Origin of the sequence: Euzebyella saccharophila (genome assembly GCF_014855495.1) — a bacterium.
Taxonomy (GTDB): Bacteria; Bacteroidota; Bacteroidia; order Flavobacteriales; family Flavobacteriaceae; genus Euzebyella; species Euzebyella saccharophila.
On record NZ_JACYFJ010000001.1, the window covers coordinates 146,011 to 160,743 of the forward strand.

Here is a 14,733-nt window from a genome sequence, read left to right on the forward strand (position 1 = left end):
TTTCACAACACATTTGTGACACTTCACAACAAAATGATTGAAAACTTGTTAAATCAAGATTCCATTCATCATTTAAGGGTTACTTTTGAAATAGAAATAAAAACTATTTGCCATGGAAAATTCAATTTTACATGGGCGAATTTTAGAAGAAATGAATCACCTTCTCGCCCAAGAAGTACCAAAGCAAAAAGTTCCCCAAAAATTAGAAAGTTTACATAAGGATTTACTTAGAAAGCATTACAATGCTGCCGATGTATCCATAGATTACCACAGAAGAAGAGTCAAATTGGCTATTGTAATGGACGATGCAGATTATGACCCTAAAAAAGTAAATCTTCATTTACCAACGTTGCATACCAATCTATGGTTCAGAAATCTTTATGATTTTTTAAAATCTTGTTTGGATAAAGATGCCAAAAGCATGGCGTTTTATTCCTCTCTGCTTCAAAACTATACGAGCAATAAAAAAGAGTTGGCTTATTAGAAGCTACATTTAAAGTTCAAATTAGACGGGATATCTTAGAGGTATCCCTTTTTTTGTTCGTACCACCTTTCTATCGGCTTACAATTAACAGCTCAATAGACAGATTATTAGTACTTTTGCCCACCAACAAATTAGATTTTACAATCACTAAACACATTTACATGAAAAAAATACTCTTTTTGATGTTTTTGGGCCTAACATTTATAGCTGAAGCCCAAACCAAGAGCGAACTGCAAAAGCACTATGAAGATTTCTACAAAGAAATGAGGTTGCAGGGAGATATCACAGGAGTTATCAACGCACTCACCCATTTGAATGTACTTTCCCCTTCCAAGGAACGTAGAGATACCTTGGCCTATGTATATGCCAATAATGGCCAGCATATGCAAGCTCTTAACACGATTGGTGTTGAAAAAAACACCACCGACTCAGACATGGCGGTACAAGTAAAGGCCATCTCCTTAAAGGCCCTCAACCAACCTAAAAGGGCATTGGAACAATTTGAAGAACTATTCAAAAGAAATGAAAACCCCTATTTAGCCTATGAGATAGCGGATTTAAAAATTCAGACGGGAGATAATACGGGTGCCATAACCAATATCGATTATGGTATTGCCAACGCCAAGGAAGACATGAAATATGCTTTTTATGAAAGACAACAACCCTATGAAGTACCTCTAAAAGCGGCCTTTTTGCACCTCAAAGCTTTAACCGAGTACAATAAGGATAAGGAAAACATAGACGGTGCCATTGGGTTAATTGACCAAGCTTTGGCCTTGGACCCCAACTTTAATTTGGCAAGCTTGAGCAAGCAAGCGTTGGAAGCAAGAAAAAATCCTCCAGCCGCAGCCGCTGAAAAGAAAGAATAGTCAAAGTAACTTCAAAAAATAGAAAGCCCCAATTTGGGGCTTTTTTTATTCTAAAATGAGGTTGGTATCCAAAGTATTGTTCATGGTAACATTGAACTGATTTCTAAACGCATTGTAGGCCTCGAACATTTGTAAAATTGACTCATCAGGATTTAACCTATAATGCAAATCTCCCTTTATTTTATGCAAATAGGTTAGAAAAACCTTTTGCCTACTTTTTATTTGAGGAATATCAAATACTTCAGGATAAGTAGATGCCGTCAACACTTTTTGCTTTTCAATAAGATCATCAATGGTCAAACCCAAATCATCCTTATTCTCCACCCGATATAAAGCATCAAAATTGGTCTCAAAAGATTGAAACTCATCCCAATCCTTTAGAACATCCATAGCCAAACTATTTACAACCTGCTTTTTTGGCCATTTTTCAGCATTTAATTCATACGTCTCCTCCCCTGTATTTTCAACAATTTCTGTTTTGTTTTTACAGGCAAATACAAATAAGATGACCAATGGAATGAAAAACAATCTTCTCATGCAGCGAATGTACAAATTTTGCAAACAGTTATATTTGCTTGAATATACGTTTTAACGTCCTTTTAATGCAGAAATATATACTTATTATTGGTGCCTGCGGGCAAATAGGAACGGAATTGACCCTCACCCTACGCGAGCAATACGGAAATGATAAAGTTATTGCCAGCGATATTAGAGAAGGTAGCGAAAGCCTAATGCAATCTGGCCCGTTTGAAATTTTGGATGCCACGGATTACGATGCCCTTGAGGAGGTTATTGCCTATTATGAAATAAGTGAAGTTTATCTAATGGCCGCCATGCTCAGTGCCACTGCGGAAAAGTTTCCCATGCGGGCATGGAACTTAAACATGAATTCTTTGTTCAACGTCCTCAACCTGGCCAAAGAAAAAAAGATAGACAAGATATTTTGGCCGTCCAGTATTGCTGTCTTTGGCCCTAACACCCCAGAAAACCAAACACCTCAAAGTACGATTATGGAACCTACAACGGTCTATGGCATCAGTAAGCAATCCGGAGAGCGTTGGTGCAGTTACTATCATCATAAGTTTGGTGTGGATGTTAGAAGTTTGAGGTATCCTGGCCTTATAAGTTGGAAAACGATGCCCGGCGGAGGTACTACGGACTATGCCGTTGAAATCTACCATAAGGCACTGGCCGAAAGCGCATATACCTGTTTTTTAAAAGAGGATACTTCCCTCCCCATGATGTTTATGGACGATGCCATAAGGGCCACCTTGGAGCTAATGCAGGCCGATGGGAGAAAAATAAAGATCCGTTCCTCGTACAATCTTGCGGCAATGAGTTTTACACCTAGTGAAATTGCCAAAAGCATTCAAGAATACATCCCCAATTTTGAAATGAGTTATAATCCTGATTTTAGGCAGGCTATAGCAGATACTTGGCCCAGTAGTATAGATGATTCCCAAGCCCGAAAAGACTGGGGCTGGGAACCAGCTTTTGATTTAAAAAAGACCACTCGGGAAATGTTGGACAATCTTGATAAATCTTAGTTATGGAATCGTAATTTTTTTTCAATTGCCACAATCATGGCATTTGCCAAATCTTTGCCTGTAGCATTTTCTATACCCTCTAAACCAGGGGAGGAATTTACCTCTAATAATAATGGCCCCTTATTGGAACGGATAATGTCTACACCGGCCACGGCCAAATTCAACACTTTGGCGGCTTTTTGGGCCAGTTTACGTTCCTCTGGCGTAATCTTTATAATGGAGGCCTTCCCTCCTTGGTGTATGTTGGCCCTGAATTCTCCTTTTTCCGCCTGTCTTTGCATGGAGGCTACTACCTTACCATTTATCACAAAGCAACGAATATCTTGTCCGTTGGCTTCTTTTATAAATTCCTGAACCAAAATATTGGTGTTTACACTTTTAAAAGCATTGATTACGCTTTCTGCGGCCTTATTGGTCTCCGCAAGTACCACACCTTTCCCTTGAGTACTTTCCAATAATTTTATAATCAAAGGCGCACCGTTCACCATTTTAATCAAATCCTTGGTATCCATTGGAGATTTGGCAAATCCGGTAATGGGAATATGAATATCGTTCTTAGCGAACAACTGAGACGAAAACAATTTATCCCGTGATTGCGATATGGCTTCGGCAGAATTCTGGCAATACACGCCTAAAGTATTGAATTGCCTGATCAAGGCACAACCGTAAAAGGTTACAGCAGGTTTGATCCTAGGAATAACCGCATCATATTCCTTTAAAATATTACCGCCCCTATACCGTATTTCTGGGGAATGGGCATCTAATTTCATATAGGCAAGCTCCGCATTTAAAAAGACAATTTCGTGTCCTCTTGCTTCGGCTGCTTCCATAATTCGCTTATTACTGTACAAGTTGGGGTTACTGGCCAAAAGACCGATTTTCAAACCTGTTTTTTCCTTGTAAAACGGCGCATATTTTTTGTTGACCTCATCATCCGTAAACGACTGAACCTGAAAACTCTCTGCGGGGTTCACTATAAAACGATCCATGAGCGCTTCCCTACCAAGTAACATGCGGAACTCCATGGTATCCCTATTGGCCAAAGTAAGCTCCAAATCAAATTTATGCTCACCCATTTTAACCAAGGTGCGTACCACCAATCGTTCTTCTGAAATACCAGAGGAGCTTTTTACCATTCTCCTATCTACCAGTTTGGCTTCACAGGGGATGGTGATACTTCTATTTTCTTGAAGCGGGTTGACTTCAAACTTAACCCATTCTTGCGCCCCTCTGTTTACAACCTTAATATTGGTTGCTTGAATTGATGAAGTCTTTGCTCCGGAATCTACCCTGGCCTTGATGGCCGGAATTCCCAAGTTTTCAAAAATACACCACTCTTCGCTTCCTATAATCTGTAAATCTGTCAATTTCCTTTTTTTGTAAGTTTAAAAATATCAGTTCTTCTGTCCTTCAAATTTCTCACCGCACCAAACTGGTTCAATTCGCGGAGCAAATCTATATCCACATCGGCAATTAAGATCATTTCCGCATTAGGAGTGGCTTCGGCCTTTATTCCATTAGTAGGAAAAGAAAAATCACAAGGAGTAAATACCATACTTTGGGCAAATTGTATATCCATATTGTTCACCTTTGGAAGGTTGCCCACGCTACCGGCAATGGCTACATAACATTCATTCTCTATGGCACGGGCCTGGGCACAGTGCCTTACCCTACTAAATCCGTTTTGGGTATCTGTTAAAAACGGTACAAACAAAATGTCCATTCCTTCCTCGGCAAGGAGTCGGCTTAACTCTGGAAATTCCACATCATAGCAAATAAGAATCCCTATTTTACCGCAATCCGTATCAAAGGTTTTTAATTGCGTTCCGCCCTGCATTCCCCATACCTTGGATTCGTCCGGGGTTACGTGAATTTTCTCAAATCGTTCTACGGAACCATCCCTCTTACATAGATAACCTACATTAAATAAGCGGTTATCCTTCATTTCGGGCATGCTTCCCGTAATAATATTGATGTTATAGGATATAGAAAACTCAGAAAATTTTTGAACAATGGTCTCTGTATGTTTTGCCAATTCCCTTATGGCCTCCGATTCTGACAAATGATTATTTTCCGCCATCAAAGGAGCATTAAAAAACTCTGGGAACAAGGCAAAATCCGACCGATAACCAGAAACAGAATCTATAAAAAACTCTGCTTGCTCCAATAATTCTTCCATTCTTTTATACGGACGCATCTGCCATTGAATAAGCCCTAGCCTAACTACCTTCTTTTTGGTAGCGGCTTTTTTCGTGGGTTTTTGATAATAGATATTATCCCACTCCATTAAAACGGCAAACTCTTTGGAAGCCTTATCGCCCTCTAAATATCCTTTTAGAATTTTAGCCGGATGAAAATCATTGTTTATCTGAAAACTTAAGACCGGATCATGAATTTCCTTTCTCCTAACTTTATCTATGTACTGCTTAGGGGTTAATGTATTGGCGTATTGATGATAATTGGGAATTCTTCCTCCAAAGGCAATTCCCTTTAGATTCAGTTTTTCGCAAAGTTCCTTTCTGTAATCGTACAACCTCCTACCCAGGCGCAAGCCCCTAAACTCAGGCTTGATGAATACATCTATACCGTAGAGGATATCTCCATCCTCCGTATGGGTACTAAATGTTTCTTGTCCCGTTATTTCTTGAAATGTATGGTTGTCCTCAAAATTGTCATAATCGACAATTATGGACAAAGAACAACCGGCCAACTGCCCATTGACCTTAATTACCACTTGGCCTTCTGGAAAAAGCTTGATAAGAGATTTTATCTGTTTTGCTGCCCAGAAGGAGTCTGGCATATTCTTATATACCTCCTTCATGGTAGTTTTTAGCTCCTGATAGTCCTTTAGGTCTAAATACTTGAGCTCAACGTTTTCTATGTCTTTAGATATCATAGGTAGATGATGTTGCGGAATTCTCCCCAATCATAAATTGGGTAGAATTCCACTAAGTTTTCTAATCATCGTCTTCCATGTCGCCCATTGCTTCTGGGTCTGGCTCTACAACGGCATCTGGATCATCATCGTCAAAATCCTCATAATCTTCCTCGTCATAGTTTTCCATGGTGTATTCAAGCTTCGCACTGATTTTCACCAAATACTTGGTATCTTCAGTTAAAACCTCAACTGCCTCAATACGTTCACCTTGCGCATTACGGAAAGAGATAATATTACGGTCATCGTAACCGTCTGGGTACCTTTCCACCAAAAGCTTTAAAACTTCAGGGGTAAGTTTTTTAAAATCGACGATTACTCGTTTTAGATTTGAATGGTCTTTTTTATTGCTCATAGGTCTAAAAGATAGGCAAAAATTAAAGGTGCAACAATGGTGGCATCACTTTCTACGATAAACTTGGGCGTATCGATATCTAGTTTGCCCCACGTAATTTTTTCATTGGGTACAGCTCCTGAATACGAGCCATAACTTGTGGTGGAATCACTAATTTGGCAGAAATAGCTCCAAAACGGAGTGTCTGTACGCTCCATATCCTGATACAGCATGGGAACCACACAAATAGGAAAATCTCCAGCAATACCACCCCCTATTTGAAAGAATCCAATACCATTTTCGGAATTATCGGTATACCAGTCAGCCAAAAAAGTCATGTACTCAATTCCCGACTTCATGGTGCTGGCCTTTAACTCCCCTTTTAAAACGTAAGAAGCAAAAATGTTACCCATGGTACTATCTTCCCAACCTGGGCAGACAATTGGTAGATTTTTTTCTGCGGCAGCGTACATCCAAGAATCCTTAAGGTCTATTTCATAGTACTCTTCCAAAACCCCGGAAAGTAACATTTTGTACATAAACTCATGCGGCAAGTAGCGTTCACCCTTTTCCTCGGCATCTTTCCAAATTTTAAAGATATGCTCTTGCAAACGGCGAAAAGCCTCTTCCTCGGGAATACAGGTATCCGTAACCCTATTAAGGCCTTTTTCCAAAAGGTCCCATTCCTGTTGAGGGGTAAGATCCCTATAATTAGGCACCCTTTTATAATGGCTATGGGCTACCAAGTTCATTATATCTTCCTCCAAATTAGCACCGGTACAGGAAACAATATGCACCTTATCTTGGCGTATCATCTCTGCGAAGATTTTACCCAGCTCTGCAGTACTCATTGCTCCTGCCAAGGAAACCAACATTTTAGCGCCCTTGTTCAACTGGTCTTCATAGCCCTTTGCCGCATCTACCAAAGCAGCTGCATTAAAGTGTAAGTAGTACTTTTCTATGAATTTGGATATTTCTCCTTTAGTCTTCGTCATCTTCAAATTTTAGATTGGTGTTGCCCCCTTTGTAATCAAGATTATAGGTATTGTCATAATCGTCATCTACTGCCTGTCCCATAAATTTATAGCTTAACATCTTGTAGTACAATTTTGCAGCTAAGAAATCTGAGCTTTTATCGTTGGTGTTGGGGCATAGTTCCACGATATCAAACCCAACTACGTTTTTCTCCTCAAAAACCTGTTTAAGAAACTCCAAAGTTTCATACCAAAAAAGGCCTCCTGGCTCCGGTGTACCTGTAGACGGTAAAATAGATGGGTCAAAGGCATCTAGATCCAACGTAATGAAAACATTGTCCGTCAACAGATCAATAACCTTATCCGTCCAATATTCATCATTTACCATGTCATGTGCAAAGAATGTTTTTTCCTCGTCCATGAAGGTCTTCTCAATGGCATCCATGGAGCGTATCCCTACCTGCACCAAGTTAGTGTTCTGGCTGGCTTCATGTACCGCGCAGGCGTGATTGCAACTAGTGCCCTCATAGGTCTTCCTTAAATCTGCATGCGCATCAATATGTAACACGCTTAAATTATCAAAACACTCATTGAATGCTCTAATAGAACCTATAGAAATGGAATGCTCCCCTCCAAAAAGGGTAACAAACTTGTTTCTTTTAATGTAATCCTTGGTCACTTTATGAACGGCGTTTACCATAGCCTCCGGCGAACTTTTTTCAGATATAGGTTCACTTAGGTAGACACCTTGTTCATAGACCTCTGTGTCTGTTTCAATATCATAAAGCTCCATGTTTTCGGAAGCTTCCAAAAATGCTTGGGGACCTTTATCGGCTCCTTTACCCCAAGTACTGGTTCCATCATACGGCACGGGTATCAAAATTACTTTGGCCGTTTCTAGTTGGGCGAATTCGTCGGGAATACCGGCGTAATTCTTTTTTGCACTCATTTTAGTAAAATTAAAGAGTTTGTTTTGAAAAATTATACTTGATAATACATGACCCTATTGGTCAATTTCTTCTTTTTGCTTTTTTGCATCTATCTTTTTCATTCCATTATAACCTAAAATGGACAAAAGATCTTCTGCCGTTTGTTGTTCACTAAACAACTCATAGGTTAGCTCACCTTGAGCATCCCTATCAATTAAAATATGTTTAGGCTGAGGAATCAAACAATGTTGTAAACCGCCAAAACCTCCAATAGTTTCTTGGTAGGCCCCAGTATTGAAAAACCCAATATATAGGGGCTTGTCCCTCCTAAATTTAGGTAAGTAAATGGCGTTCATATTCTGTTCACTATTGTAATAATCATCGCTATCACAAGTGAGCCCTCCTAATAATACCCGTTCATATTCGTCCTTCCACCTATTGATAGGTAGAAGAATAAAGCGTTTATTTATTGCCCAAGTATCCGGCAAAGTAGTAATGAAAGAAGAATCTATCATGTTCCACTTTTCGCGATCGTTCTGCTGTTTTTGGTATAATATTTCATAGATGGCGCCTCCACTTTCACCTACGGTAAAACTTCCGAATTCGGTAAAAATATTGGGAACTGGAACATCTGCCTCCATACAGGCAATGTTTATCTGATTGATAATTTCATCCACCATATATTGATAGTCATACTCAAAGGCCAAAGAATTCTTTATAGGAAAACCACCTCCGATGTTTAAGCTATCCAAACTTGGACAAATCTTTCTTAATCTAATATAAACCTTAAGACACTTAAGTAATTCGTTCCAATAATAGGAATTGTCCCTAATACCTGTATTGATGAAAAAGTGAAGCATCTTGAGCTCAACCTTATCATTATCTTTTATTTGGTTTTCATAAAATGGGACAATGTTCTTATAACCAATACCCAAACGGGAAGTATAGAACTCAAATTTTGGTTCTTCTTCAGAAGCTATACGAATACCTACTTGGTAATCTCCATTTATTTCATCTGAAAGCAAATCAATTTCTTCGTAATTATCAATGATAGGAATGCAGTTCTGATGCCCTTCATTAATTAAACTTCCTATATTGGTAATGTACTGTTCCCTTTTGAAACCGTTGCAAATAACATAGGTGTCATTTTTAATCTTACCGGCCTTCTTTAATTGCTCTACGATATTAATATCAAAAGCCGAAGATGTCTCAATATGGACCTGGTTATTTAAAACTTCGCCCAAAACATGGCTAAAATGAGAGCTTTTGGTACAATAACAATAATGATATTTGCCCTTGTATTGATGTTTCTCAATGGCCGTTGCAAACCACTTTTTAGCGAGGTTTATATTTTGTGAAATTTTTGGCAGGTAAGTAAACTTTAAAGGGCTACCATATTTCTCTACCAGTTCATTTAAGGGAATATCATGAAACTTTAGAAATTCACCTTCCAAATTAAATTCCTCTTGAGGAAAATAATAAGTCTGATCAATAAGATCAATGTACTTAGTGTTCATTTAAATGTTGATTGCATTTCTGAGTGGAAAATATAGGAATGGCCATTAAATAAATAACACAATAAAAAAGATAAATGGCTCAATCCCTTTACTAAAAATTATATCTGTAATGTCTTAATTTGGTCTAACAAATGAAAACAAAAAATATTAGAAAATAAGCGTTAGCCGAGAAATTACGACAAATTGTTCCTTATGGATTTTATTAATAATATTTATATATAAATTTCTCCACAATTAACTCATTACAAGTCGCTTAAATTTTATATTTTCAGTTCGCATCCTAAAATACTTAGCTGTATGAAAACTAGATTTCATATTAATTTACTGTTAACTTTCTTAATTAGCCTCTTTGTTGTTCCAAATACTTATTCTCAAATTACAAATGGGGTTTATTTTGCAAATTCTAAAGAAGAAAAACACGAGGTAAAAATTGATGGGGACTACCTTACATGGACTGTTTATGAAGAAGACCCCGCAAATTTTATTAAAACCGTAGGGGGATTTTACACCGTAGAGACAGGAAAATTATTGGTGAATTTAGAATTCAACTCAGGGTACAATGACGATAATAAAAAACAACTGGCCTACCCTATAGATATTTCTATTGGACAAATATCTATAAGTGTTCCTGAAAAATTGATTTTCAATAAAAGCGAAAAAAATACGCAAGAACTTGACGGCAAATGGCTTTTTGCTACCCGAGGCCCGGATACCGGACAAGAAAGACGCGGTGACGACAACCCGAGGAAGACTTTGAAATTTTTAATGGACGGAAGATTTCAATGGATTGCTTACAATACAGAGACCTTTAAATTTCATGGTACGGGCGGAGGTTCGTTTACCTCCAACAGCGGAGAATATAAGGAGGAGATAGAATATTTCTCAAGGGATAATACCAGAGTGGGCGCCACACTAAAATTTAATTATGAGTTAAAAGGAAACGATTGGCACCATACCGGAAAAAATTCAAAGGGCGAGCCTATGTATGAGATCTGGTCCAAACGTTGAATAATATCAAAAAAAACTATTTGGAAAAAGTAGCCCCGGCAGCTTGCCGCCAAAGTCCGAAAATCATTCTTTTGTCAATCCATCAAATCAGACCCTGAATGCATATTTGAATTGATCAGCAGATGGATATTTTTTGAGTTTCAACCAAAAAAATAAATTAGAAAAAGTAGCCCCGGCAAGAATCGAACTTGCATCTAAAGTTTAGGAAACTTCTATTCTATCCATTGAACTACGGGGCCAAGTGTAGAGGGAGGCAAAATTAAGAATACTTTTTTAAGAGCCTCTTACTTATTTCCGGATATTTTGATAAATTTTCTAGATAGACCTTACTTTTCATCCTTTTGAGGTGCTTTTCGATTCGTAATGCAATCGTCCTATTAGGAACAGCCAACGTAAAATGATATCGCCAAGGAATAGATTTTCTAGTCACACCTATGTTCAGTTCAACATTATTATGCCAGTTCAAACGGGTTTCTAAATTCGCAGTCTCACCGATATAGTATCCTTGGGTTTTTTCTGATTGGATTTCATATACATAATGCATACATAAATTTAGGAAACTTCTCCCGATAGCTATCGGGACTATCCATTGAACTACGGGGCCAAGTGTAGAGGGAGGCAAAATTAAGAATACTTTTTTAAGAGTCTCTTACTTATTTCCGGATATTTTGATAAATTTTCTAGATAGACCTTACTTTTCATCTTTTTGATATGTTTTTCAATTCGTAGTGCAATTGTCCTAATAGGAACCTGCAACGTAAAATGATATCTCCAAGGAATAGATTTTCTAGTCACACCTATGTTTAGCTCAACATTATTATGCCAGTTCAAACGGGTTTCTAAATTCGCAGTCTCACCGATATAGTATCCTTGGGTTTTTTCTGATTGGATTACATATACATAATGCATACATAAATTTAGGAAACTTCTCCCGATAGCCATCGGGACTATCCATTGAACTACGGGGCCAAGTGTAGAGGGAGGCAACAAGTGTAGAGGGAGGCAAAATTAAGAATACTTTTTTAAGAGCCTCTTACTTATTTTCGGATATTTTGATAAATTTTCTATATAGACCTTACTTTTCATCTTTTTACCTGAATCCTTCATAAATAAGTCGAATTTGTGTCAACTTATTTCAGGACGGGACAACCAATTAAAAAAGGCACATACCATATGTGTACATGCCTTTTAATTATTTATTTATTCACGAACTTTTTAGACGTTCTCAGGAACCTCAAAACCTTCGCGATAATCTCTAGTTAAATAAGTATCTGCCTCGGCGTCATTTATAAATTTCTCCGTTTTTGGGTCAAAATTAAGAACTCGTCCCGTTCTATAGGCGATATTGCCTAAATGAGCCAAGCCCGAGGATAAATGGGCTGTTTCTACTGGACCATTAAGTATGGATTTGTCATGTTTACGAACCGCTTCTATAAAATTGGCAAAGTGCCCATCGGTACCACCGTTACCACGATCCATACCGGTACCGGACTCCCCTCCATCTTCTCCAGATTTTCCAGGGGTTCTATCTTTACCTAGATAGGTTTTGTATTTGTCATAACCGTCAACTACCAGTACACCTTTATCTCCATAAAAAATGTTACCAACCGTGGCGCCTCCCTCGGTATTGGTACACCAAGGACGTACTTCAAATTGAATAATCTTGTTCTCTTCCGGATATTTATATACCGAGGTCAATACTTCTGGGGTTTCTTTACTATCATTCCAAAGAAATTTACCTCCCATGGCGGTAATTTCTGAGGGTAGACCAACATCAAGCCCCCACATACAAAGGTCCGTTTCATGGATGCCTTGGTTACCTACATCTCCATTACCATAATCCCAATGCCAATGCCAGTTATAGTGAACGAGGTTTTCCGTAAAAGGTTCCTTTTGGGCAGGTCCTGTCCAAAGATCATAGTCCAATCCTTCGGGTACTTGAGATAGCCCTTTATCCCCAATATCGGGCCTCCATCTAAATACCAATCCACGAGACATATATACCCTACCAATATAACCATCGCGCATTAACTGTATTGCCTCATTTATAGCCGGGGAACTTCTTAACTGAACACCATGTTGAACAATACGATCGTATTTATTGGCCGCCTCAACCATTTTCCTTCCTTCCCAAATATTATGGGACCCAGGTTTTTCTACGTATACGTCTTTTCCAGCTTGACAAGCCCATATAACGGAAAGGGCATGCCAGTGATTGGGACTCGCAATACTCACTACATCAATATCCTTATCATCAAAAACCTTACGTAAATCTTGCTCTAAAGAAACTTTTTTATCATATGTTTCTTTAAATTCTTTCTGTCTGTCTTTCAAAACGTTCATATCTGGATCGCACAAGGTAGCCACCCTAACATTGTCTTGGTTCATTAAGCTTTTAATGTGTGATTTTCCCCTTCCATTTACCCCAAGAACGGCCGCATTTATTCTGTCATTTGCCCCGAAAACGTTTGCGGACACAATAGTTGGTGCAGCAACAATACCTGTTCCCGCAACGGCAGTTTTTTTGATAAATGATCTTCTGCTAGATGATTTCATTTTCTCGTTAATTAGTTTTAGTTAAGTTTTAAAGAATAAATCTTCAGGGTTGAATTGTGCAATCGAATACGCAATAAAACCTAAAAGAACTAGGTGAAGATAAGAATTCTGAACATAAATTCTCCTAAAAAACTAGCAATTTGCTAATTAAATACCTCTGAAACTGATTATCCAGCCACCAAACAACCAAAATCATAGAGACCAAAGTAGACCCTATCAATTTGCGAGCTATGAAACAGGAAGGTTTTTTTATTGTTCTCCCGTTGAAAAGACGATGAACAAACAGGCTATTACAAAACAAATAGCGAAAAAACAGAAAAGGACAATGTAGTTATCCATAAGTAGGTGTTTTCCTCAAAAGTACTCAAAATCACCTTATACAAATTGAATGAATATTAATTTTCGATGAAATCCACCGTATTAACAATTGCTAATGATTTTAATCGATTATAATGTTTTGTTAATCGGAAAGAAGGTCATTCATCGATAAACCACCTGTAGGCTAAGGCCTAACCCCACAATCACATTAAACACCTCTTTAACAGTTCTTTAAAACTGTCTTGAATAGAGCATTTTTCCTCTTTATAAAGTCACCCGCAAAAATTCTTGTGTTGTAATTTCAATTTGGATCCATCTTAGAGTGGATAATTAATAATCTAAAAGACAATCATTATGAATAAAGATCAGTTAGAAGGAAAATGGAAACAGATTAAAGGTGAATTTAAACAGAAATACGGTAAAGTGACCGGAGACGACCTCACCTTTACAGAAGGAAAGTTTGACGAAATGTTAGGAAATCTTCAAGAGCAGACAGGTAAAACCAAAGAAGAGCTTAAAGAAGAGATAAGAACTTGGTAATATGAACAGAGCCCCGTACATCGGGGCTCTTAAAATTTTTGTAGGCCTATTTCGTGCTAATCATAAACCTCAACCACCATATCTACTTCAATAGCAATATCACTTGGAAGAGAACCCATACCAACTGCCGCCCTCGCATGTTTGCCCCTTTCTCCAAAAACAGCCACCATCAAATCCGAATACCCATTTACTACTTTTGGATGGTCTGTAAAATCTGCAGTACAATTGACCATTCCCTTAACTTTTACAATCCGCTTTACCCTATTTAGATTGTCCAATTCTGCTTTTAAAACTGACAGCTGATTGATTCCTGTAAGCCGAGCAGCCTCATATCCCTCGTCAATGCTCAAATCCTTCCCAACTTTCCCAGTAATATTCTTCCCATCCGGCTTTAGCGGTCCTTTACCTGACAGAAATATAAGATTGCCCGTTCTAACAGCATTTACGTAATTAGCCATGGGGGAAGAAGGGGTACTTAGCGCAATACCCATTTCTTTTAGCTTAAGCTCGGGGTTGTAATCCGGGTCTATATCTGCGTCTCTTGAAGAAACGGCATCAGGTTGAATGTACTCCTCTTCGCTAGTCTTATTTTCCCTAAAACAGGACATCACCAAGAAGATACATAGAAAATATAGGGATATAAATGTGAATCTAGATTTCATTAAAAGTGGAAAGTTTGGTTTGGTAAAATTCAATAGTCAAAACATGAAATTAATGCATTA

16 protein-coding genes and 1 tRNA gene are annotated in these 14,733 nt (G+C 38.2%); 5 read left to right on the forward strand and 12 right to left on the reverse strand.

Translation table 11 applies throughout. The features are described from left to right. The first annotated feature begins 112 nt into the window (after positions 1 to 112). On the forward strand, positions 113 to 484 hold the full coding sequence (locus IL355_RS00610; protein WP_192460283.1) for a hypothetical protein: 372 nt from the start codon (positions 113 to 115) through the stop codon (positions 482 to 484). 161 nt (positions 485 to 645) lie between these two features. Continuing rightward, positions 646 to 1,353, forward strand: a complete 708-nt coding sequence (locus tag IL355_RS00615; protein WP_192460284.1) for a tetratricopeptide repeat protein — start codon at positions 646 to 648, stop codon at positions 1,351 to 1,353. Between the two features lie 45 nt (positions 1,354 to 1,398). Here IL355_RS00615 and IL355_RS00620 read toward each other — a convergent pair whose 3' ends face one another. After that, complete coding sequence (locus tag IL355_RS00620) at positions 1,399 to 1,890, reverse strand: hypothetical protein (RefSeq protein WP_192460285.1); 492 nt, start codon at positions 1,888 to 1,890, stop codon at positions 1,399 to 1,401. Between the two features lie 65 nt (positions 1,891 to 1,955). Here IL355_RS00620 and IL355_RS00625 point away from each other — a divergent pair, with 65 nt between their 5' ends. Then, positions 1,956 to 2,900, forward strand: coding sequence for an NAD-dependent epimerase/dehydratase family protein (locus IL355_RS00625; RefSeq protein WP_192460286.1), 945 nt, complete (start codon positions 1,956 to 1,958; stop codon positions 2,898 to 2,900). Here the strand turns inward: IL355_RS00625 and rimK are convergent. From rimK to IL355_RS00655, 6 genes are all read right to left on the reverse strand, one after another. Continuing rightward, positions 2,897 to 4,267 (reverse strand): 30S ribosomal protein S6--L-glutamate ligase, encoded by a 1,371-nt coding sequence (gene rimK / locus IL355_RS00630; RefSeq protein WP_192460287.1) that lies wholly within the window; start codon positions 4,265 to 4,267, stop codon positions 2,897 to 2,899. The genes IL355_RS00625 and rimK overlap by 4 nt on opposite strands. Next, on the reverse strand, positions 4,264 to 5,796 hold the full coding sequence (locus IL355_RS00635; protein WP_192460288.1) for a bifunctional GNAT family N-acetyltransferase/carbon-nitrogen hydrolase family protein: 1,533 nt from the start codon (positions 5,794 to 5,796) through the stop codon (positions 4,264 to 4,266). The genes rimK and IL355_RS00635 overlap by 4 nt, the downstream gene beginning before the upstream one ends. A 61-nt stretch (positions 5,797 to 5,857) precedes the next feature. Next, the gene (locus IL355_RS00640; RefSeq protein WP_192460289.1) at positions 5,858 to 6,190 is read right to left on the reverse strand and encodes a hypothetical protein; all 333 of its coding nucleotides are present in this window, start codon (positions 6,188 to 6,190) and stop codon (positions 5,858 to 5,860) included. Continuing rightward, positions 6,187 to 7,164 carry a deoxyhypusine synthase family protein gene (locus tag IL355_RS00645; RefSeq protein WP_192460290.1) on the reverse strand — a complete coding sequence of 326 codons (978 nt, stop codon included), beginning with the start codon at positions 7,162 to 7,164 and terminating at the stop codon, positions 6,187 to 6,189. The genes IL355_RS00640 and IL355_RS00645 overlap by 4 nt, the downstream gene beginning before the upstream one ends. Continuing rightward, positions 7,151 to 8,092: an agmatinase gene (gene speB / locus IL355_RS00650; RefSeq protein ID WP_192460291.1), complete on the reverse strand. Its 942-nt coding sequence runs from the start codon at positions 8,090 to 8,092 to the stop codon at positions 7,151 to 7,153. Before speB ends, IL355_RS00645 begins: the two co-directional genes overlap by 14 nt. A 54-nt stretch (positions 8,093 to 8,146) precedes the next feature. Beyond that, entirely contained in the window at positions 8,147 to 9,589 is a 1,443-nt protein-coding gene (locus IL355_RS00655; RefSeq protein WP_192460292.1) for a type III PLP-dependent enzyme domain-containing protein, read from the reverse strand. Positions 9,590 to 9,886: 297 nt separating this feature from the next. Between IL355_RS00655 and IL355_RS00660 the strand changes: the two genes are divergently transcribed. Next, positions 9,887 to 10,597 carry a hypothetical protein gene (locus IL355_RS00660; protein WP_192460293.1) on the forward strand — a complete coding sequence of 237 codons (711 nt, stop codon included), beginning with the start codon at positions 9,887 to 9,889 and terminating at the stop codon, positions 10,595 to 10,597. Positions 10,598 to 10,764: 167 nt separating this feature from the next. Here the strand turns inward: IL355_RS00660 and IL355_RS00665 are convergent. The 4 genes from IL355_RS00665 to IL355_RS00680 form a co-directional block, all read right to left on the reverse strand. After that, a tRNA-Arg gene (locus tag IL355_RS00665) sits at positions 10,765 to 10,836 on the reverse strand. Between the two features lie 20 nt (positions 10,837 to 10,856). Further along, positions 10,857 to 11,141, reverse strand: a complete 285-nt coding sequence (locus tag IL355_RS19410; protein WP_192460294.1) for a GIY-YIG nuclease family protein — start codon at positions 11,139 to 11,141, stop codon at positions 10,857 to 10,859. A gap of 80 nt (positions 11,142 to 11,221) precedes the next feature. Beyond that, the gene (locus IL355_RS19415; protein WP_394354496.1) at positions 11,222 to 11,539 is read right to left on the reverse strand and encodes a GIY-YIG nuclease family protein; all 318 of its coding nucleotides are present in this window, start codon (positions 11,537 to 11,539) and stop codon (positions 11,222 to 11,224) included. A gap of 273 nt (positions 11,540 to 11,812) precedes the next feature. After that, on the reverse strand, positions 11,813 to 13,153 hold the full coding sequence (locus tag IL355_RS00680) for a Gfo/Idh/MocA family protein (RefSeq protein WP_192460296.1): 1,341 nt from the start codon (positions 13,151 to 13,153) through the stop codon (positions 11,813 to 11,815). A 672-nt stretch (positions 13,154 to 13,825) separates the two neighbouring features. Between IL355_RS00680 and IL355_RS00685 the strand changes: the two genes are divergently transcribed. Next, a complete protein-coding gene (locus tag IL355_RS00685) occupies positions 13,826 to 14,011 on the forward strand; it encodes a CsbD family protein (RefSeq protein ID WP_187456242.1) in 186 nt (61 codons plus the stop codon). A gap of 56 nt (positions 14,012 to 14,067) precedes the next feature. On the opposite strand, the gene IL355_RS00690 is transcribed toward IL355_RS00685, so the two are convergent. Beyond that, the gene (locus IL355_RS00690) at positions 14,068 to 14,673 is read right to left on the reverse strand and encodes a RidA family protein (RefSeq protein ID WP_225621069.1); all 606 of its coding nucleotides are present in this window, start codon (positions 14,671 to 14,673) and stop codon (positions 14,068 to 14,070) included. Positions 14,674 to 14,733: the final 60 nt, after the last annotated feature.

Coding starts and splice junctions, on each gene's coding strand:
- IL355_RS00610 (WP_192460283.1), top strand. CDS start 113: ATGGAAAATTCAATTTTACATGGGCGAATTTTAGAAGAAATGAATCAC.
- IL355_RS00615 (WP_192460284.1), top strand. CDS start 646: ATGAAAAAAATACTCTTTTTGATGTTTTTGGGCCTAACATTTATAGCT.
- IL355_RS00620 (WP_192460285.1), bottom strand. CDS start 1,890: ATGAGAAGATTGTTTTTCATTCCATTGGTCATCTTATTTGTATTTGCC.
- IL355_RS00625 (WP_192460286.1), top strand. CDS start 1,956: ATGCAGAAATATATACTTATTATTGGTGCCTGCGGGCAAATAGGAACG.
- IL355_RS00635 (WP_192460288.1), bottom strand. CDS start 5,796: ATGATATCTAAAGACATAGAAAACGTTGAGCTCAAGTATTTAGACCTA.
- IL355_RS00640 (WP_192460289.1), bottom strand. CDS start 6,190: ATGAGCAATAAAAAAGACCATTCAAATCTAAAACGAGTAATCGTCGAT.
- IL355_RS00645 (WP_192460290.1), bottom strand. CDS start 7,164: ATGACGAAGACTAAAGGAGAAATATCCAAATTCATAGAAAAGTACTAC.
- speB (WP_192460291.1), bottom strand. CDS start 8,092: ATGAGTGCAAAAAAGAATTACGCCGGTATTCCCGACGAATTCGCCCAA.
- IL355_RS00655 (WP_192460292.1), bottom strand. CDS start 9,589: ATGAACACTAAGTACATTGATCTTATTGATCAGACTTATTATTTTCCT.
- IL355_RS00660 (WP_192460293.1), top strand. CDS start 9,887: ATGAAAACTAGATTTCATATTAATTTACTGTTAACTTTCTTAATTAGC.
- IL355_RS19410 (WP_192460294.1), bottom strand. CDS start 11,141: ATGCATTATGTATATGAAATCCAATCAGAAAAAACCCAAGGATACTAT.
- IL355_RS19415 (WP_394354496.1), bottom strand. CDS start 11,539: ATGGCTATCGGGAGAAGTTTCCTAAATTTATGTATGCATTATGTATAT.
- IL355_RS00680 (WP_192460296.1), bottom strand. CDS start 13,153: ATGAAATCATCTAGCAGAAGATCATTTATCAAAAAAACTGCCGTTGCG.
- IL355_RS00685 (WP_187456242.1), top strand. CDS start 13,826: ATGAATAAAGATCAGTTAGAAGGAAAATGGAAACAGATTAAAGGTGAA.
- IL355_RS00690 (WP_225621069.1), bottom strand. CDS start 14,673: ATGAAATCTAGATTCACATTTATATCCCTATATTTTCTATGTATCTTC.